Genomic DNA, 17,503 nt, shown 5'->3' on the forward strand with positions numbered 1-17,503 from the left:
CCGCGCCCGCCAGCTTTATTTCGGGGCGCTGCCGTCCGGCTCATCCAGATCATGCGCCAAGGTGGCTTTAGGCATCATCAGCGGTTCAATGCTGGCTTCATGCAGCCATTCGCGCCAGATCGCCAGCAGCACCGCCAGAATCACCGGGCCGATAAACAGGCCCACCAGCCCAAAGCTGGCAATGCCGCCGAGCACGCCGAACATGATCAGCAGGAAAGGAATCTGCGTCGCGCCGGAAATCACCAGAGGGCGGATCACGTTGTCTGCGGTGCTGACAATGCAGACGCCCCAAGCCATTACGCCAATCGCTTCAATGGTCTGGCCTTGTGAAAACAGCCACAGCGCAACGGAGGTATAGGCGACTGGCGGGCCAAAAGGAATCAGCGCCAGCAGGAAGGTGATAATGGTCAGCACCATCGGGTTCGGCACGCCCGCGACAAAATAGCTGATGCCGGCCAGAATAGCCTGCGCTATCGCAGTCAGGCCGATGCCGTAGACCACCGCGCGGGTGGTGTCTGAAATGGTGGCTAAATAATGATGCACGCGCGGGCCAATCACCATTTCCAGCGCTTTGCTGACTTGGCCTAAAATCATTGGGCCGTCGCGGTAGAAGAAAAACAGCGACATGATGGCAAAGCACAGCTTGAAGATATTTTTGCTGACTTCATTCAGCAGCACTTTGCCGTAGTTTAAATGGCCCTGAATCCACAGCTGCACCGACAGGATCATGCTGTTCGGGTCATTGTTCAGCTCGCGCAGGGTGCGTGAAACCTCTTTGCCGATAAACGGCAGCTGGCGGATAAACTCCGGCACATTCAGGTGGCCGGAAAACACCTGCTTCTGCAGTTCATAGTATAAATTGCGCCCTTCATGCTGCAGCAGGAAAATCGCGAAAATCACCGGCAGGCCCACCACCAGCATCACCAGCAGGATCATCAGCGTGGCGCTCAGGGTCGGGCGGCTGCCGCAGAAGCGCTGCACGGACTGATACAGCGGCCAGGTCATGTAGGCAATGATGGCGGCCCACACCACAGGGACAATAAAGTACTTAAGCACACTGAAGCTCAGGAAGATCAGGGCGAAAAACAGCCCGAACAATAAGACTTTCTGTAAGGTAGGCGCGTACTGTTGCACTGAATTCATGATCACTGGCGAGGGTTGGAAACCCATATTAACTGAAAAACCGGCGCGCGAGAACGCGCGCCCGCCAAGTATTGGGCAATTATTGCCGCTTAATGCTTAAACATCTGATTTTGAATTAAAACCAATTGCTTGGATCATCGATAACCGCATTCAGCAGCGGCTGCCACTGCGCTTGCATGCTCAAATAGTTTTTCTGGCTTTTATCAAAAATGCTCAGGCCCTGCATCGCCAGCTGGCCGTAGGCGGCGCGCTCTGAAATCCAGACGGCGGGCTCCTGCTCAATTTTATCGAAAAAGTCCTGAATATCCCTGGAGCTGGCGGCGTTCGGCTTGACCCGGTTCGCCAGCAGCAGAATCTGCACTTTGCCTTTGCGGATGCGCTTGATGTCCTGCAGATGCTTGAGGAAGCGCCGGGTGGAATCAATATCAAAAAATGAAGGCTGCAATGGGGTAATGATGGCATGCGCTTCGCTGACCAGCTGTTCGGCATGCTCGCCGGACAGCGCGCCCGGCGCATCAATAATCAGGTATTCGGTGCTTTTCGGGGCATCGCCAATCGATTTTTCATGGCGCCAGTCCAGGCTCTGAATCGGGGCTGCATGCTCAGGGCGCTGCTTCAGCCACTGCAGTGCGGATTTCTGATTGTCGGCATCGGCCAGCGCGACTTTATAGCCTTTCTGCGCTAAGGCTGACGCAAGGCTGATGGCTGTAATGGTTTTTCCGCATCCGCCTTTCTGATTGGCAACTAAGATTGTTTTCATGACCCTATAAATGATTTTATTCTGCTCAGCGCTAGCATATCATTCTTTTCTGCGCTGGATAGCGCGCATGACAAAAGTCGCAGCGCGAATGCAGCTTAAGCTGGGTTTAAAATAGGAAAATAAGATGCCGGTATGGATGGCAATGCTGATTGGCGCCTGCATCGGTGTGGCGCTGGCCACGCTGATTTTAAGCAATACCCGCAATGGGCGCATCCGGGCGGAATATGAAAAATACATTGCGGAACTGGAGCTGGAGCATCAGCAGGCGCTGGCGCAGGCGCAGAAGCGCAGCGTCAATACCAGCCGCGCCGTGCTGAAAGGCAAAATGGCCGAGCAGCTGGCGCCGATGCTGCCGGAATTTCAGTACCTGCCCAGCGACGCCAAGTTTTTAGGCGATCCGGTCGATTATATAGTCTTTGACGGCTATACCGACCTGCGTGACGGTGACGGATCTCCCGAGGACATAGAAGTGGTGCTGATTGATATTAAAAGCGGCGGGGCGCGCCTGAGCAAAGGCCAGCAGGCGATTTCCAAAGCCATCGCCGCCGGGCGCATCCGCTTTGAAACGGTGCGGATAGACTTTAACGATTAGCGGATGAGGAGCGGGGGAGAAGGCAATGAAGCAGCTGCTTGGCGCATTTGCCGCGCTGGCCGCCATGATCTGGATTTGGGCGGAATATTTCCGCGAAATTCCGCATCTGGAGCAGGCCGGCGTGGTGAAAAACTTTCAGGTTGAAGAACAGGAGGATTTTTCCGGCGAGTTCAGGGTGCTGGGCAAGCGCTATTACGGGCCTCCGCGCACAGCTTTATACGCCACTTCGCCTTGGGTCGGAAAATTCAATGATCTTGCTTATGTCAGCAGCATTGACCTGCTGCTGGGGCAGGGGCAGCTGAAGAATCCGTACTTGGCCGGGAAAATTAATTTTGATCAGAAAGGCCGCTGCTACCAGTTCACAGCAGAATCCGGCGCCGGACTGACGGATGAAGCCATCCGCGCAGACAGCTTAAGCATCAGCGCCATTGCCGGAAGCGCCCAGGCCGCCGGCCAGCTGCGCAGGCTGAAAGCTGGGCAAACTGTCCGGATTCAGGGCAAATATGCTGCGGTAAAGCAGCGAAAATCGCAGCAGCCTTTTATTGTCGGCATGAGCATTCCGCGCCCTAGGCCGAGCTGTTCAATTGTGAAAGTGGCGGCAGTTCAGGCGCTGAATTAAGGCCGCACCGCGCGCGCCAGCAGCATGCGCTGCGCAATTTTTGGAATGCCTTCCGCATCAAAATACCGGCACTCCGCCAGCTCCAGCCCGGCATCTTTTAAGGCGCGCTCAATATTGCGGTTTAAATGGCAGCCATCCGCAATGCGTTTTTGAATCGGGGTCAGCGCCTGCTGCAGGCGCTGAATATTGCGGTTTTCACTGTGCAGCACATGTTCAACTAAATGCAGTGCGCCGCCTGGCTGCAGCACGCGGTAAATTTCACCCAACGCCTGTTCAAGATTGGCGATGCTGCACAGCGCCCATGTGCTGACAATATGATTCAGGCTGGCGCCGGCAAAGGGCAGCTTTTCCGCGCTGGCTTGAATATGCTGCACTTCAAAGGGCGTTTCATGCACCCGCCGCGCGGCCAGGCGGTAAATAGCGGGGTTCGGCTCCAAGGCATACAGCGTATCGACCTGCTGATAAAACGGCAGATTCAGGCCGGTGCCGAAGCCGATCTCTAGCACTTCGCCGGCAACCGGCAGCAGCAGTTCACGGCGCTTGTCCATCAGGCTGGCGGTCTGCATGGCTTGATTGAGCAGATGCGGAAAAATGTGCTGCCGGTAAAATTTATAGATCATCGCTGCCCTGTTGCTATCGCGGTTTGCTCCAGCTTAGCCGAACTTTGGCCTGAGTTTAAGTGCAGGCTTGCCGCAGAATTCGGTATTGTTACCAAGTTGCTAAAGTTTCTTCAGGCTTCTTGCGTAATATAGGCTTACAGTTTAAGCATCAAACCGTGAATTTAAGCTGCATTTCAGCCTGCCGGGCGAAACTGATGAACAGCCTTTTATCAAGGCTTAAGTTCAGCCGGCATGCGCCAAAGCGCAGCGCAAGTGAATGCAGGACAACAGCAAAGGGGCAAAACCGATGATCAAGCGTATTTTATTCAGTGCAGCTGCAGCCATGCTGCTGAATGCAGGAGTGCATGCATCGGCAGATTACAATATTGCCAAAGGCCTGGCGCCGGCTTCGAAAGGGCAGTCGGTTGCGGTGCTGCAGCCGTTCAACGGCGACTTCCGCATTTTGGGTTCAAAAATTTATACCGATGATGAACAGGCAAAATTTTCGCCAATCGACTATGCTGTAAGCTGGGGCCTGTTCGCGGAGCCTGAAATCGCCCGCCATATTAGCGTCAATCAATATGACCGCTATTTGAACTGGAAAATGGATAAAGTACCGGTGCCGGCAAAGCAGGCGATGATGATGGTGTCGAATATGCACATCATTCCTTCCAGCCCTGAAATTGCCAAAAAGATTAAAACGGTGAAGCGCGGCGATTTGGTGCGCCTAAAAGGCGAGCTGGTTGAAATTAAAGATAAAGATTTGGTATGGACGTCTTCGCTGACTCCGGCAGACAGCGGTGACGGCGCCTGCGAGGTGTTCCGCGTCAGCTCAATCCAGTGGATTGAGCGGGTGAAAAGCTGACGGCTGCGCGCGGCGATAGAGTAAAAACAGAGAAAAGGCATAAAGAATGAAGATAAAAGCGTTTGGGCTGGCGGCAATGTTAAGCCTGGGTTTCAGCGGATGCGCCAGCATGAGCTCAACAGTTGACGGCAAAATCCTTGTATTCAGCGGCCAGCAGTCCTGTCCGGCCTTGCTGGAAATGGACAGCGGCCAAACGCTGCAAGTGGTGCTGGATGAGAATCCAAGCACAGGCTATGCATGGTCACTGGCGGAAAATCCGCAGCTGTTTAAGGTGAAAGAAACGTATCAGAGTGACCGGCAGCCGTCTGATGTGCCGATAGTAGGCGCAGGCGGCAAAAAAATTTACCGCTTTACCGCGCTTCAGGCTGGTGAAGCCGTGCTGCATTTGAAGCATGCGCGGGCTTGGGAAAAGCAGCCGATTGATGAGTGGGTGTGCAGGGTGCGGATTTCCTGAATGGGCATGCTTTTGCTGCACTGATTGCACAGCCCCGCTTTGCATTGAGGGTTCATTTTGCTTTGCGCAGGCGCTTTTTACTTTTGACTGGGCCAAAAGTAACAAAAGCCCTGTGTTTTTCTGATGCTGCATCCCTGCAGCACAGAAAAACGGCCGGCATCCCTGCCGGCGTCACGTGATTTGATGCAGGCTATTAAATGCATCATTTAACGGAATGAAGCGCTGCAGTTTATTTTGCAGCTAAAGCTTGGCCTGTAAACTGCACGCCATCCCAGCCATTTTGCATAAACTGGCGGATATTCTGATGGTCTGCGCCTTCAGGCGTGGCCAGCACGGCAGCGTAATGCTCGGCAAACAGGCTTAAGGTTTGCGCCTGATCCAGGCCATTTAATTGCGCGAAGGAAAAAACTTTGGCGCTGCCTTGATTTTCATTGGCGCCATTGGCCTGCTGGCCGTTTTGAAAGGCGGTTGGCGTGTGCGCATAGCGCGCTTCAATGAAAGCGATGACATCGGAAAATTCCGCTTCGCCGGCCTGCAGCCGGGCTAATAATTGTTGAGCCATAAGATCCTCAATGCATAAAAAATAAATGAAAACTGGGCCAATATAGCAAGTTTCAGCGCCCCGGTTCATTAGAATTCCTATGAATTTATGCGCTATAGTGAACCCGCTGCCTGCGCCATGCAGGTGGATTTTTTGAAATTTTAAACTTTGGAATCAAGATGAATTGGCTTTTGGTCGCCTTAGGTGGCGCAATAGGGGCAAGCTTGCGCTACAGCGCCAGCATTTGGCTGGTGAAGCCGGGCGGCCTGTTTCCGTGGACAACCTGGTCGGTCAATCTGCTGGGCTGTTTTCTCGCCGGCGCATTCTTTGCCTTCAGCCAGAAATATCCCGCGCTGCAGCAGGAAGCGCGCCTGCTGTTAATGGTGGGCATTCTAGGCGGCTTCACCACATTTTCCAGTTTTGGGCTGGAAACGTTTCAGCTGCTGAAGCAGGGCCACAGCGGCCTGGCATGCGGCTACGCTTTTTCCAGCTTGATTATGGGCGTGGCGGTCTTAGCTGTGGGCTTTTATCTGTTCCAAGCCCTGCTGAAGCATTAATCAGCCGAAGCGCGCAGGCTGAAAACAGCAGGCAAAAAAAAGAAGCCTAAGCTGGAGGATAGGGGCTTAGGCTTCTGAATAGTTATACTTTAAAAGTCAAAGCTTAACTGAATATGAACTTATTGTGAGCGTTTGAAACGCGCGAAGCGCTTATTGAAGCTTGCGACACGGCCTTCATTGCTGGCCTGACGCTGTTCGCCAGTATAGAACGGGTGTGACGCGCTGGAAATATCCAGGCTTACATAGGGATACGTCTTGCCTTGATATTCGCGGGTCTGCGCGGTATTTAAGGTGCTGCCGATGACAAAAAATGCGTCTGCATTGGTGTCATGAAACAGCACTTCACGGTATTCGGGGTGGATGTTGGCGCGCATGGTTTTTCTCCGCATCAATTTAAATTAAAAGAAATGTTATAACATAACAATTAAAAATGCAAATACGGCCAATCAAACAGCGCAAAATAAATCCTACCCGGCCGGAACTGCAGGCCGGGCATTCCGAAGCTCATGCGCTGCGGGGCGGCACCAGCTCCTCAAACACATCGGACAGGTCATCATGCACTTTCAAATGAATCATGTTCCAGTAATGGCCTGAAACGGTGCGGTTGACCATCAGCGTGTCCGGAGAGGGCTTGAAGACATCCCAGTATTTCAATGAGGCTTTCACCAGCTCTACGCCGTCATGATGCGCTGAGTTTTCGGCAAAATCGTAATGGGTCGTCAATGGGCGCATCAGAACTTCCAGCCACTGCTGATACAGTCCGGCAGGGAATTTGCCTTTTTCCGCCATCGCATGCAGGGCATCCAGCTGATCTTCAATTTCAGTCACATTGCGCTCGCGCGAGGCATGAATCAGCTGCTTGAAATGATGCACAATTTCGCTGGACAGGGTTTTCACCCCGCCAAAGTCATAAATAATCACGGTGCCGTCCTCGCGGAAGGCGAAGTTGCCGGGATGCGGGTCGCAGTGAAAGCGCTTCAGATAGAAAATTTCCTGCCCCATGGCGCGGAACAGCCGGCGCCCCAATGCATTGCGCACTTCTAAAGGCCAGGCGCTGGCGGTTTCAATGCTTTCGCCCGGCTCTAAGCTCAGGGTCAGCACATGGCGCGAAGAATATTCGGGAAAGACTTTGGGAATAACAATTTTGCTGTCGAGCTTTTCATGAAAGGCGCGGGCCACTGCCAAATTCTGCGCTTCGATCTGATAGTTCAGCTCATTGTCCAGGCTTTCCTGAATTTCTTTAAACAGGCGTTCCTGCAGCTTGCGGTCAACTTTCAGCACGCCCATCAGGCGCAGCGCCAGGCGCACCTGCTTCAGGTCACTTTCACAGGCTTCATCGATCCCGGGATACTGCACTTTCACCACCACCTGCTGGCCATCCGGCAAGACCGCTTTATGCACCTGCCCGATAGAGGCGGCGGCGAAAGGCGTTTCATCAAAGCTTTTAAAAATGCTTAGAATCGGTTTGCCGAGTTCTTTTTCAACCTGCGCTTTGATTTCTGAAAAGGGCATAGCGGGCGCCTGGCGCTGCAGCTTGCTGATGGCTCTGGCGACTTCGGGCGGAAAAATATCTTTGTACTGCGAGGCAATCTGTCCGACTTTCATCACCGCGCCTTTCATTTCGCCCAGCGTGTCCGCAATCTGCAGGCCAATATCCTGAAATAATTTGCTGCGGGAGGCATTTTTCTGCTCTTCATCGGCAGTTAAATTTTTAATTGAATTGGAAACTGTTTTGCTTGCAATACTTGCGGTCATGCCGGCAAGTTTCATAAAGCGGCGGCCTGGCGTGCTTGCCGTTTTTGCCGTTTTTGCCATGTGATATGCCTCAAGTTCGTTTTTTAAATATGCTTCTGATCATAGGCGCTTATTGCAGCACTGCCTACTTTAAAATGTTAAATCTTTGTTTCTGTTTGATTCTTTTGCATAAAGTCAGTTTTCCGGCTTGATCCTGCCGTTACATTTTTCCCGAACCAGCTTAAGATAAGCTGAAGAGCAGCATTAAAGCGGATTTTTCATGAAAATTTACAGATATTTAACCGGCAAAGATGATGTGAATTTCTGCGCCCGCGTGACCAAGGCATTGAATGAGGGCTATGAGCTGTATGGCGCGCCGACCATGACCTTTAACGGCGCAGAGGTGATAGTCGGGCAGGTGGTCATCAAAGAGGCAGCGGATGAGTCAGAAATGCCGGAAGGCCTGAAAAAAGCCATCGGCAATTTGCAGTAGGCCCAGTTTGATCCATTCGGACAGAGCGCCTTTTGGGATAAAAAGCCTGTCAAAAGCAGCATAGTCCTGCATTATGGGTATAACAACCTCAGCAGGGCTTAAATCGCTATTTAAAATGATTGTATGGATTTTTTTGGCGCAAAAAAGGCAGGCGGTTTATGCGTTCTTAAGCGTTAGCGCTTGCATCGCCTCATTTCGCTTTAAAAGTTTAAATGCCTTTGCGCAGGCAAGATACTGCTTGGGTCTTTCCAAAGCTGCTGTTCCATGAATGCATTGTTTAACCGTATGGAGAACTGCAATTTTAAAGCTTGGTCTGCAAACGGAATGCCGTCCCAGCCGTTTTGCATAAACTGGCGGATATATTCTGATAGTCTGCGTCTTCAGGCGTGGCCAGAACGGCAGCGTAATGGCTGCATTGATTGCACAGCCCCGCTTTGCATTGTGAATTCATTTCGTTTTGTGCAGGCGATTTTTACTTTTGACTGGGCCAAAAGTAACAAAAGCCCTGTGTTTTTCTGATGCTGCATCCCTGCAGCACAGAAAAACGGCCGGCATCCCTGCCGGCACCATGCGATTTGCTGTAAGCAGCCAAAAGCCTTTCCTTGCCCATCCGAAGCTGATTTTACTCAACGATGGGACAGCAATGCTTTCAAAATCAATTTGAAAGGCTTTTTACTGGCTTCAGCTGCCTGCCTTGCATTCCGCCTGAATTGGGCTCAGACACAGCTGCTTCAGGATGCAGTTCCATGGCGCAGGCGCTGATTATTCATGTATAAACGCGTCAGCAGCAGGACGCAGGCGACCGTAAGTCCAACAATCAGCCCGACCCAGACGCCGGCAGCGCCCATTGCGGTAAAGCGCGCAAGGTAAATGCCGACCGGAAAAGCGATAATCCAGTAGGCAATCATGGTAATCCACATCGGGCCTTTGGTGTCCTGCATGCCGCGCAGGCAGCCGGCGGCGCTGACCTGCCATGCATCCATCAGCTGGTAAGCAATCGCAAACAGCACCAGATACACGGCCACCACCGCGACATCATAGTCGCTGGTGTACAGCGCGACGATTTCAAAACGCAGCAGCCAAAGCAGCGCCATGGAAATGAAAGCCAGAACCGTTGCCGTCATCAGCCCGATAAACTGCACTTTGCGCATGGCCGGCAGATTCTTTTCGCCGTAATAGGTGCCGACGCGGATGGTCAGGGCAATCGCCAGGGACATGGGAATCATAAACAGCTGCGAGGTAATGGAAATCGCAATCTGATGGGCGGCTACGGTAATTTCGCCCAGCGGGCTGAGGATAATGGCCGCGGTGCTGAAAATGCTGACTTCAAAGAAAATCGCCAGGCCAATCGGCAGGCCGAGCTTTAAGATGCGCTTGACCCAGTAGCCGTCAATTTTTTCAAACACGGCAAAAGGCTGGGTCTTCTGATAGGCGCTGCCTTTAAAGATATAGCTGGCCAAGGCGAAGAACATCAGCCACTGCAGAATCGCCGTGGCGAAGCCGCAGCCGGCGGAACCCAGCTCAGGAATTGGCCCTAGGCCGTACATGAAAACAAAGTTCAGCGGAATCAGCAGCAGCAGGGCAATCAGGCTGATTGCGGTCACAGGGCGCGGAAAGCCCAGCGCTTCGGAATAGCCGCGCAAAGCTGCATACATGGTGACGGCCGGCATGCCGAAGCCAATAGCATGCAGGAACAGGCTGGCTTTCGGCAGCAGGGCTTCAGGCACGCCTAAAACCGGCAGCAGGAAAGGAGCAATCTGCAGAATCAGGCAGGCAATGATGCCTAAAATCAGCGCAACCCACAGTGACTGGCGCGCAATTACGGCAATTTTTTCCGGCGTGCGTGCGCCGTTGGCTTCGGCCACCAGCGGAGTGGCGGCGATCATGATGCCGCTGAACAGCAGCATGATGGGAATCCACAGCCCGACCCCGACCGCAATGGCGGCCAAGTCATTGGCGGATAAATGCCCGGCCATCACCGTGTCAATCAAGCCAAAGCCGGCTTGGGCAAACTGAGTGACCAGAATCGGCAGCATCAGGTGAAGCAGTTTTTTTATTTCATAACGGTTGGTTGTTGCATACGCAGCATTCTGCACAAAAATACCTATTTTATCCGGTGCTTCGGAAAACGGTTTAGCGCTGTAAGGTGAGAAGCACACCGGTAAAAATCACCACGCCGCCTAAAAGGCGCTGCCAGTTTATCGGGGTTTTTTCAGTGCCCAGAAAGCCGTACTGATCAACAATCATCGAGGTCACAATCTGTCCAAAAATGATCAGTCCGGACAAAGTCAGAAAGCCCAGTTTCGGCGCCGTATAGATGCTGACGCTGATGGCATAGCCTCCAAGGCATCCGCCCAGCCATAAAAACCAGGGAATTTGCCGGAGTGTATCCAAGTTCGGCTTTTCTGCAGGCTGAAAAAACACCATGGCAGCCAGCGCTATTGTACCAACCAAAAAGGATAAAAGGGCGGCTTGCAGCGGCGAATACAGATATTCACGCAGCTGGCTGTTGATTGCGGTCTGAAAAGTCATGGCAATGCCGATGCCCATGGCCAGCGGCATCAGCATCAGGAGCTGAGAACTTATTTTCATTCTGTCTGCGTCTCAATCCGGTCTGATTTTATTGAGTTTAGCGGATTGCCGCGCAGAATGCATAAGCGTCTTGATGCACTCATGTTAAAATGCGCCGGTCCTCCTCCTTTTTTATTTTGAGCATCTTCCTTGGCTGAATTAAATCCTGCACTGGTTCCTTTGTCTTTATACATTCACATGCCGTGGTGCGTGCGCAAATGCCCGTACTGCGACTTCAATTCGCATGCCGTTCCGGACGGCAAGCTGTCTTTGGATTTGGAGCGGGAATACCTGCAGGCTTTGGTGGAAGACTTTAAAACCCAGATTGATTTTTCCCAAGGCCGCGCCATTCACAGCGTATTTATCGGCGGCGGCACGCCCTCTTTAATTTCCGCCCAGGGCTATCAATGGCTGTTTGCGCAGCTGAAAGCGTTGCTTCCTTTTGCTGAAAACTGTGAAATCACTTTGGAAGCCAACCCAGGAACGGTGGAGCACGACCCTTTTGCCGGCTATTTAGAGGCGGGCATTAACCGCTTATCAATTGGCGTGCAGAGCTTCAATACCGGGCATCTGCAAAAGCTGGGACGCATTCATTCCAATGCCGACGCCGTATCTGCCATTCAGCTGGCCAAAGAAGCCGGCTTTGAGCGGATTAATGTGGACTTGATGCATGGCCTGCCGGAGCAGACTTTAGCGCAGGCGCTGCTGGATTTAAGGCTGGCGGTGGAAAATGGCGCAACCCATGTGTCGTGGTATCAGCTAACCATTGAGCCGAATACGGTGTTTTTCCGCACTCAGCCGGTCTTGCCGCTGGACGAGGTTTTGGAAGACATTCAGGAGCAGGGCGAAGCCTATTTAAAAGCCAGCGGTTTTGTGAATTATGAAGTGTCCGCCTGGCGCAAGGAACGGCCGTCCGCGCATAATTTAAATTACTGGCAGTTCGGCGATTATTTGGCCATCGGCGCGGGCGCGCACGGCAAAGTCACCCGGCCGGATGGCGTGTACCGCTTTCAGAAAACCCGCCTGCCGAAGGATTATTTAGCCAAAGTGCCGGCAGAGCACCTGCAGCTGAAGCGCATTGATGATGCAGATCTGCCTTTTGAATTTATGATGAATGCCCTGCGTTTAAATGAGGGCGCAGATGCCGGGCTTTATGCCGAGCGCACCGGCCTGAGTCTGGATAGTTTGGAGGAGCTGCTGACCTCACTGCGCGCGCGCAAATTGATGGTGGATGATCACAGCCGTTTAGCCTGCACGGAGCAGGGGCATGTGTTTTTAAATTCGGTGCTGGAAGAGTTTCTGTGATGCTGAAGGGTTTTGCCTTTAGGCATTTTATGAATGCGGCATGATTTTAAGATATTGATTTTAGATAAATTGATTGATTATTTTCTTTCCGGAAGAAGATCGCTGTCTTTTCCTCTAACTATTGATGGCCCTCACTAAAACCAGGCTAATATTGTCTCCAGCAGCAGGCTTTAACATTTCAACGAAATTTTTGAGCCATTCTGTTACTGATTGGCTCATTGCAATTAATGGCCACTCTTCATGCGGAATGGCATCAAAGACGCCGTCTGTACACACCATGAATGCATCATTAGGCTCAGCTTTGTAAATCAGGGTTTGTTTCTCATTTACTTCATGCATTGCGTTAACACAAAAAAAGCCTGTTAGCACATCATAAATTGAAGCCAATTCTTGTTCTTGATCCCATGTAGAAAGCTCCATTTCATTTAAGAAATTGTCATCTTCAGTCAGGATCTTCCATTTCTGGAGTCTATATGAGAAATGGTAGGCCCGGCTGTCTCCAAGAGACTGGATTCTTACCAGATCTTGATCATCTTCTGCAGCGTGCCGGATTAAGGCCATTGTTGTACCCGCATTCAGCGCTGATTCAGCCTTCAGCTTTAAGCAAAGCGCTTCCTGTATATAGCTTAAATGAATATCCGGTGTATTATTTTGATAATATTCATTGATAATTTCTAATACAGCAATAGCGGCCTGATCTGAATTTGGCTGGCTGCCAATGCCGTCTGCAACAGCAGCATGCCATGGAATATTGCCGGCAACTTGATCTAAACGGCTATATCGCCCTTTTTCATAGATCACCTTATTTTTAAATAAAATAGCATCTTGCTGGTTTTTCTTTCTCGCTTGCCAAGTTAAACCCTGCATTTCATAAGCTAATTTCTGCATCACTATTCTCATTTAATAATTAAAAGGAAAATTGCGCGAATACAAACAAGTTTTCATTAGACAGCTAAGCTTTTCTGTATCGAGTTGCCCGAGAAAAAATGCTGCTGCGAGCTTCAGGGATTTTTACATTATTTTGATCAATCTTATAGCCATGCTCTTCCATAATTACTTTAACCATATGCCCCATAGTTTGCTTTAAACGGCCATAATCAATATTTTCGGGGTTGTTTGGGTTATCTGAATTATCAGGCTTCTTTGGGTTATTTTTAATCAGCTCTAATTGCGCTCCAAACCTTTCCTCCAAAGCAGGAATTAAGGCTTCAATAGCAGGACGATTAAGGTATGTAGCGGTTGTCATCATTACAAGCGTTTTTTCTTCCCGTAAAAACGCTAAAAATTCCTGCCCAAATTGAGTTTCAATTATTGCTTTGAATTGCGGATAAAAATTGCTCACAATCAACTCCTGCAGCGATCCTGCTCACCGCTGTCTTCGACTTAAAATAATATATGTTTAATTCCATATGTGTCATATTGGACTTGTATTGATTGTTTGTCAATGCTATACCTATAGCGCTTAATCCAACTTAATAAAAAGAGGTTCTTATGCTGCAAAATAATGTTGTTTGGGGACGTGGACTCTACACGCTTGGGACGGTTTTTTTAAATAACGTGCTGCAAAATATCGAAAGATATAACTCTTCAGCCATTCAATTTGGTGAAACAGGAACAGGAAAACAGCCTAACTACCAATTGGAAACTGACAAGAAAAAAATCGGCTTCCGCGGCAATAACCATGAGGAATACGGCTCTGAGCCATTTAATGAGGAAAAAATATCTATTTATTTCAGCAAGTCAGATGTTTTGGAAGCCATTGATTTAGCGAAAATATTAGAAAAAAACAGCTAATTTCTTCTGTAATGAAAGACACTTTTCGGGGTGTCTTTTGCATTTAGCGCAAAATTTCTTATGCGCGCTAAAGCTTGCTGGAAGCTACTTAAAGAGTCTGCATTTGAACTAATCAAAATTTCTGGTCTGCGATTGTTTTTATCATTATGGCTTCAGATGAATTTTCTATTGTTCCTGTATGGCCTCGCCCGCGGCTGCGTGCGCTTAAAGCAGAAGCTGATGCTTTTACTTTGCAGAATTAAGCAGATGCTGCGCAGTTTTAAATGCTTTTGGAGGCGGTTTGAAAGGGCGTTTTCTGCTCAATGGATTAGAGTTTTACAGCCTTATAGTTCAAGAACCTTCTATGCCGGTGCAGGCATTTTAGCCTCTGCAGAAAATACTCCGCGCTTTGCAGGCTGCGGGCGGGAGAATGCAGGAAGGGCGGCATCCGGCGTTGCGCTTAAAATCAAGCAAGATATTTTTTAAAGCTGGCGCGGAGGGGATTTCAATCCTGTAAAATTCAGCAAAAGTTTATCTTCAGGAATCAAATGCAGCGAAATATTTCGATTGATCTGCTTAAACTGCTGCTGGCGGTATCTGTAGTATTCTTGCATACGCATATTTTCTATGATTTTTCAGCGCTATTGGGGCACAGCCTGGTTCAAGGCGTATTCCGCCTCGCGGTTCCGGTCTTTCTGGTTATCACCGGGTATTATTTTTTCTATATTGATACGCTTGAAAAATTCAAACGCTGGCTGAAGCGGATTTTTATTTTATATGCAGTCTGGATGGTATTTTACCTGCCGGTCTGGTGGGCTGCGGACGCGTCTTATAAGCTTTCGGTGATCTATAACGGGTATTTTGTGCTCTGGTACATCATCGGCGTGCTGCTGGGCGGCTCCCTGCTCTACCTGCTGAGGAATATTGGTGAAAAAAAGCTCTTCGCCATTGCAGCTGTTTTATTTGCCCTCGGCACGCTGATTCAGCAGATTGGAAATCTGCACCTGCTGGACGGCTATCTGGACTGGAAATTCAACCGCTATACCACGCACCGCAATTTTCTGCTGGTCAGCTTTCCATTTTTGACGCTGGGTTTTTTATTGAACAAGCTGGACGGCGCTGTTTTCAGAAATATGGAAATCAAGCCGCGCCATATTTGCCTGCTGACCGGCCTGGTGCTGGCCGAATCCCTGCTGAATTATTTTTTTGTCAGCAAAACCGAAAGCCTGGATCAAATGTTTTCGCTGTTTTTCGCGGCCCCTGTCATTTTCTGGTACGCCTTGAATCGGAAAATCAGCGGAGAAAGCAAGAATATTGCGAGCCTGTCCACGGCGATATTTTTAATTCATCCTGTGTTCATTCATCATCTGAAAAATTATTTTCCGGGCCAGCAGACATTATTCAGCATTGCTGTCTTGCTGTGCTCTATTCTGGCTGGGCTGCTTCTGGTGCAGCTGAATAAAAAAGTGAAGTATCTGCTGTAAAAAAAGAGCGCCGGAGCGCTCTTTTTATTTAAAAATTAGAACTCAATAATCGAAGCTGAAATGCTCAGCAGCCAAAGATGTCATGGTCTTCGACGGATTCACCATCGCTTCGGCATGGCCCTGCGTGCGCGGCAGCATGCGCTCAAAGTAGAAGTCCGCCACTTTGATTTTGGCTTTATAGAACTCAGGAACTTCCTGGCCTTCGCCGGACGCCAGTTTGGCAGAAGCCACAGCGGCCTGCTGCGCCCAGAAATACGCCATCATCACGTAGCCGGAGAACATCAGGAAATCCACCGAAGCGGAAGACACGATGTCGCGGTCTTTGCGGGCTGCCAGCATAATGCGGACGGTTAAAGCATTCCATTGCGCGCAAAGCTTGGTTAAGTCCCAGGCGAAACGGCGCATGTATTTGTTGCGCGCATGCTGGCCGCAGAACTTCAGGATTTCAGCGGTATAGTCGCGGATCACTTTGCCTTTGGAGGTCAGCAGCACTTTGCGGCCGATTAAGTCCAGCGCCTGCACGCCGGTTGTGCCTTCGTACAGGGTGGAGATGCGCGAGTCGCGGACAATCTGCTCCATGCCCCATTCTTTAATATAGCCGTGGCCGCCGTACACCTGCATGCCGTGGTTGGCTGCTTCATAGCCCAGTTCGGTCAGGAAGCCTTTCAGGATTGGGGTGTAGAAGCCCAAGTGGTCGTCATGCGCTTCAAAGGCTGCAGTATCGCCGCGGGTCAGGGCATCGGCCATTTTGTCCGCCAGCTGGGCAGCGTAATAAATCATGGCGCGGCCGCCTTCGGCGACGGCTTTCTGGGTCAGCAGCATGCGGCGCACGTCTGCATGGTGAATGATGGCGTCAGCGGCTTTTTCAGGGTCTTTTTTGCCGGACAGCGCGCGCATGGACATGCGCTCTTTGGCATACGGCAGGGCGCCCTGGAATGCCAGTTCAGCATGCGCAATGCCCTGAATGGCCGTGCCGATGCGCGCGGTGTTCATAAAGGTGAACATGGCATGCAGGCCTTTGTTCGGCTCGCCAATCAGGTAGCCCACGGCATTATCAAAGTTCAGCACCGCTGTTGCTGATGCGCGGATGCCCATCTTGTGCTCAATGGAGCCGCAAGTCACCGGGTTGCGTTCGCCGGCAGTACCGTCCGCATTCACCAGGAATTTAGGCACAATAAACAGTGAAATGCCTTTGGTGCCTGCAGGCGCATCCGGCAGGCGCGCCAGCACAATGTGCACAATGTTGTCAGTTAAATCGTGCTCGCCGGCAGAGATGAAGATTTTCGTGCCGGAAATGGCGTAAGCGCCGTCAGCCAGCGGCTCCGCTTTAGACTTGACTTGGCCCAAGTCGGTGCCGCACTGCGGCTCAGTCAGGCACATGGTGCCCGACCAGGTGCCGGCAACCAGATGCGGCAGGTAGATATTTTTCTGCTCATCTGTGCCGAACTGCATGATGGTGTTGATGCAGCCTACGCTCAGGCCCGGATACATCTGGAATGACCAGTTGGCTGTGCCCATCATTTCCGACTTAATCAGGTTCAGCGACTGAGGCAGGTTCTGGCCGCCGAATTCTTCCGGGAACGACAGGCCTTGCCAGCCGCCCTGCACGAACTGGTCGTAGGCTTCTTTAAAGCCTTTCGGCGTTTTTACTTCGCCGTTCTCAAAATGGCAGCCTTCAGCGTCGCCGGACTGGTTCAGCGGAGACAGCACGTTTTCACAGAAATCGGCTGCGCCTTCAAGAATCATGTCTACCGTGTCGGCATCGGCGATTTCGCCATTGGACAGGGTTTGGTAGTGTGCAGGGTAGTCAAGCACTTCATTCATCAAAAAGCGGATGTCGTGCAAAGGAGCTTTATAGGCAGGCATGGCGTTAATCCTAATTTGAAAATAGTTTTAAATCTGAATGGATGATTTTATTATTCACAATAATGATGAAATTGCATTGATGCCGCAGACTGGCAAAATTGTCAGAAATGCGAATTTGGCAATTAAGGCAATCTGAATTTGGCGCTG

The 17,503-nt window shown here is 50.8% G+C and carries 22 protein-coding genes and 1 pseudogene; 11 read left to right on the forward strand and 12 right to left on the reverse strand.

Translation table 11 applies throughout. The features are described from left to right. Nucleotides 1-15 precede the first annotated feature (15 nt). Together RSA72_RS02325 and RSA72_RS02330 are read right to left on the reverse strand one after the other, a co-directional pair. Nucleotides 16-1,134 (reverse strand): AI-2E family transporter, encoded by a 1,119-nt coding sequence (locus tag RSA72_RS02325; protein ID WP_332621220.1) that lies wholly within the window; start codon nucleotides 1,132-1,134, stop codon nucleotides 16-18. A gap of 124 nt (nucleotides 1,135-1,258) precedes the next feature. After that, complete coding sequence (locus RSA72_RS02330; RefSeq protein ID WP_332621184.1) at nucleotides 1,259-1,903, reverse strand: ParA family protein; 645 nt, start codon at nucleotides 1,901-1,903, stop codon at nucleotides 1,259-1,261. Nucleotides 1,904-2,027: 124 nt separating this feature from the next. On the opposite strand from RSA72_RS02330, the gene RSA72_RS02335 reads away from it, so the two are divergent. Both RSA72_RS02335 and RSA72_RS02340 read left to right on the forward strand, forming a co-directional pair. Beyond that, nucleotides 2,028-2,495: a Holliday junction resolvase-like protein gene (locus RSA72_RS02335; protein ID WP_332621185.1), complete on the forward strand. Its 468-nt coding sequence runs from the start codon at nucleotides 2,028-2,030 to the stop codon at nucleotides 2,493-2,495. A 25-nt stretch (nucleotides 2,496-2,520) separates the two neighbouring features. Beyond that, nucleotides 2,521-3,114, forward strand: a complete 594-nt coding sequence (locus RSA72_RS02340) for a hypothetical protein (protein ID WP_332621186.1) — start codon at nucleotides 2,521-2,523, stop codon at nucleotides 3,112-3,114. Here RSA72_RS02340 and RSA72_RS02345 read toward each other — a convergent pair. After that, nucleotides 3,111-3,734, reverse strand: a complete 624-nt coding sequence (locus RSA72_RS02345; RefSeq protein ID WP_332621187.1) for a class I SAM-dependent methyltransferase — start codon at nucleotides 3,732-3,734, stop codon at nucleotides 3,111-3,113. The genes RSA72_RS02340 and RSA72_RS02345 overlap by 4 nt on opposite strands. 322 nt (nucleotides 3,735-4,056) lie before the next feature. Between RSA72_RS02345 and RSA72_RS02350 the strand changes: the two genes are divergently transcribed. Beyond that, the gene (locus RSA72_RS02350) at nucleotides 4,057-4,578 is read left to right on the forward strand and encodes a hypothetical protein (protein ID WP_332632705.1); all 522 of its coding nucleotides are present in this window, start codon (nucleotides 4,057-4,059) and stop codon (nucleotides 4,576-4,578) included. A gap of 109 nt (nucleotides 4,579-4,687) precedes the next feature. Then, nucleotides 4,688-5,032, forward strand: a complete 345-nt coding sequence (locus tag RSA72_RS02355) for a protease inhibitor I42 family protein (protein WP_332621189.1) — start codon at nucleotides 4,688-4,690, stop codon at nucleotides 5,030-5,032. Nucleotides 5,033-5,261: 229 nt separating this feature from the next. On the opposite strand, the gene RSA72_RS02360 is transcribed toward RSA72_RS02355, so the two are convergent. Then, nucleotides 5,262-5,594, reverse strand: coding sequence for a HopJ type III effector protein (locus tag RSA72_RS02360; protein ID WP_332621190.1), 333 nt, complete (start codon nucleotides 5,592-5,594; stop codon nucleotides 5,262-5,264). A 158-nt stretch (nucleotides 5,595-5,752) separates the two neighbouring features. Here RSA72_RS02360 and crcB point away from each other — a divergent pair, with 158 nt between their 5' ends. Then, nucleotides 5,753-6,130, forward strand: a complete 378-nt coding sequence (crcB, locus tag RSA72_RS02365) for a fluoride efflux transporter CrcB (RefSeq protein ID WP_332621191.1) — start codon at nucleotides 5,753-5,755, stop codon at nucleotides 6,128-6,130. Between the two features lie 119 nt (nucleotides 6,131-6,249). On the opposite strand, the gene RSA72_RS02370 is transcribed toward crcB, so the two are convergent. Continuing rightward, on the reverse strand, nucleotides 6,250-6,504 hold the full coding sequence (locus RSA72_RS02370; RefSeq protein ID WP_332621193.1) for a type B 50S ribosomal protein L31: 255 nt from the start codon (nucleotides 6,502-6,504) through the stop codon (nucleotides 6,250-6,252). A gap of 130 nt (nucleotides 6,505-6,634) precedes the next feature. Next, on the reverse strand, nucleotides 6,635-7,945 hold the full coding sequence (locus tag RSA72_RS02375) for an ABC1 kinase family protein (RefSeq protein ID WP_332621194.1): 1,311 nt from the start codon (nucleotides 7,943-7,945) through the stop codon (nucleotides 6,635-6,637). A gap of 199 nt (nucleotides 7,946-8,144) precedes the next feature. On the opposite strand from RSA72_RS02375, the gene RSA72_RS02380 reads away from it, so the two are divergent. Then, nucleotides 8,145-8,357, forward strand: coding sequence for a DUF1737 domain-containing protein (locus RSA72_RS02380; RefSeq protein WP_332621196.1), 213 nt, complete (start codon nucleotides 8,145-8,147; stop codon nucleotides 8,355-8,357). 302 nt (nucleotides 8,358-8,659) lie between these two features. Here RSA72_RS02380 and RSA72_RS02385 read toward each other — a convergent pair. Continuing rightward, nucleotides 8,660-8,766 (reverse strand): annotated as a pseudogene (locus RSA72_RS02385) (HopJ type III effector protein); the annotation flags it as partial. Between the two features lie 69 nt (nucleotides 8,767-8,835). Between RSA72_RS02385 and RSA72_RS02390 the strand changes: the two are divergent. Continuing rightward, nucleotides 8,836-9,021, forward strand: a complete 186-nt coding sequence (locus RSA72_RS02390; protein WP_332632699.1) for a hypothetical protein — start codon at nucleotides 8,836-8,838, stop codon at nucleotides 9,019-9,021. Nucleotides 9,022-9,088: 67 nt separating this feature from the next. Here the strand turns inward: RSA72_RS02390 and RSA72_RS02395 are convergent, their stop codons facing one another. Together RSA72_RS02395 and RSA72_RS02400 are read right to left on the reverse strand one after the other, a co-directional pair. Further along, nucleotides 9,089-10,393 (reverse strand): MATE family efflux transporter, encoded by a 1,305-nt coding sequence (locus RSA72_RS02395; protein ID WP_332621221.1) that lies wholly within the window; start codon nucleotides 10,391-10,393, stop codon nucleotides 9,089-9,091. 97 nt (nucleotides 10,394-10,490) lie between these two features. Then, nucleotides 10,491-10,949 (reverse strand): DMT family transporter, encoded by a 459-nt coding sequence (locus tag RSA72_RS02400; RefSeq protein WP_332621197.1) that lies wholly within the window; start codon nucleotides 10,947-10,949, stop codon nucleotides 10,491-10,493. A gap of 129 nt (nucleotides 10,950-11,078) precedes the next feature. Here RSA72_RS02400 and hemW point away from each other — a divergent pair, with 129 nt between their 5' ends. Next, complete coding sequence (gene hemW / locus RSA72_RS02405) at nucleotides 11,079-12,233, forward strand: radical SAM family heme chaperone HemW (protein ID WP_332621198.1); 1,155 nt, start codon at nucleotides 11,079-11,081, stop codon at nucleotides 12,231-12,233. Nucleotides 12,234-12,347: 114 nt separating this feature from the next. On the opposite strand, the gene RSA72_RS02410 is transcribed toward hemW, so the two are convergent. Beyond that, entirely contained in the window at nucleotides 12,348-13,121 is a 774-nt protein-coding gene (locus RSA72_RS02410) for a PP2C family protein-serine/threonine phosphatase (protein WP_332621199.1), read from the reverse strand. 64 nt (nucleotides 13,122-13,185) lie between these two features. Next, complete coding sequence (locus RSA72_RS02415; RefSeq protein WP_332621201.1) at nucleotides 13,186-13,575, reverse strand: hypothetical protein; 390 nt, start codon at nucleotides 13,573-13,575, stop codon at nucleotides 13,186-13,188. A gap of 149 nt (nucleotides 13,576-13,724) precedes the next feature. Here RSA72_RS02415 and RSA72_RS02420 point away from each other — a divergent pair, with 149 nt between their 5' ends. The 3 genes from RSA72_RS02420 to RSA72_RS02430 all read left to right on the forward strand — a co-directional run bounded on the left by RSA72_RS02420 (nucleotide 13,725) and on the right by RSA72_RS02430 (nucleotide 15,490). Further along, complete coding sequence (locus tag RSA72_RS02420; RefSeq protein WP_332621202.1) at nucleotides 13,725-14,027, forward strand: hypothetical protein; 303 nt, start codon at nucleotides 13,725-13,727, stop codon at nucleotides 14,025-14,027. Nucleotides 14,028-14,087: 60 nt separating this feature from the next. Beyond that, entirely contained in the window at nucleotides 14,088-14,492 is a 405-nt protein-coding gene (locus RSA72_RS02425; RefSeq protein ID WP_332621204.1) for a hypothetical protein, read from the forward strand. A gap of 62 nt (nucleotides 14,493-14,554) precedes the next feature. Next, the gene (locus tag RSA72_RS02430) at nucleotides 14,555-15,490 is read left to right on the forward strand and encodes an acyltransferase family protein (protein WP_332621205.1); all 936 of its coding nucleotides are present in this window, start codon (nucleotides 14,555-14,557) and stop codon (nucleotides 15,488-15,490) included. Nucleotides 15,491-15,532: 42 nt separating this feature from the next. Here the strand turns inward: RSA72_RS02430 and RSA72_RS02435 are convergent, their stop codons facing one another. Next, complete coding sequence (locus tag RSA72_RS02435) at nucleotides 15,533-17,356, reverse strand: acyl-CoA dehydrogenase C-terminal domain-containing protein (RefSeq protein WP_332621206.1); 1,824 nt, start codon at nucleotides 17,354-17,356, stop codon at nucleotides 15,533-15,535. Between the last annotated feature and the right edge of the window lie 147 nt (nucleotides 17,357-17,503).

It is taken from the genome of Acinetobacter sp., assembly GCF_036659555.1.
In the GTDB taxonomy this organism is placed as follows: Bacteria; Pseudomonadota; Gammaproteobacteria; order Pseudomonadales; family Moraxellaceae; genus Acinetobacter.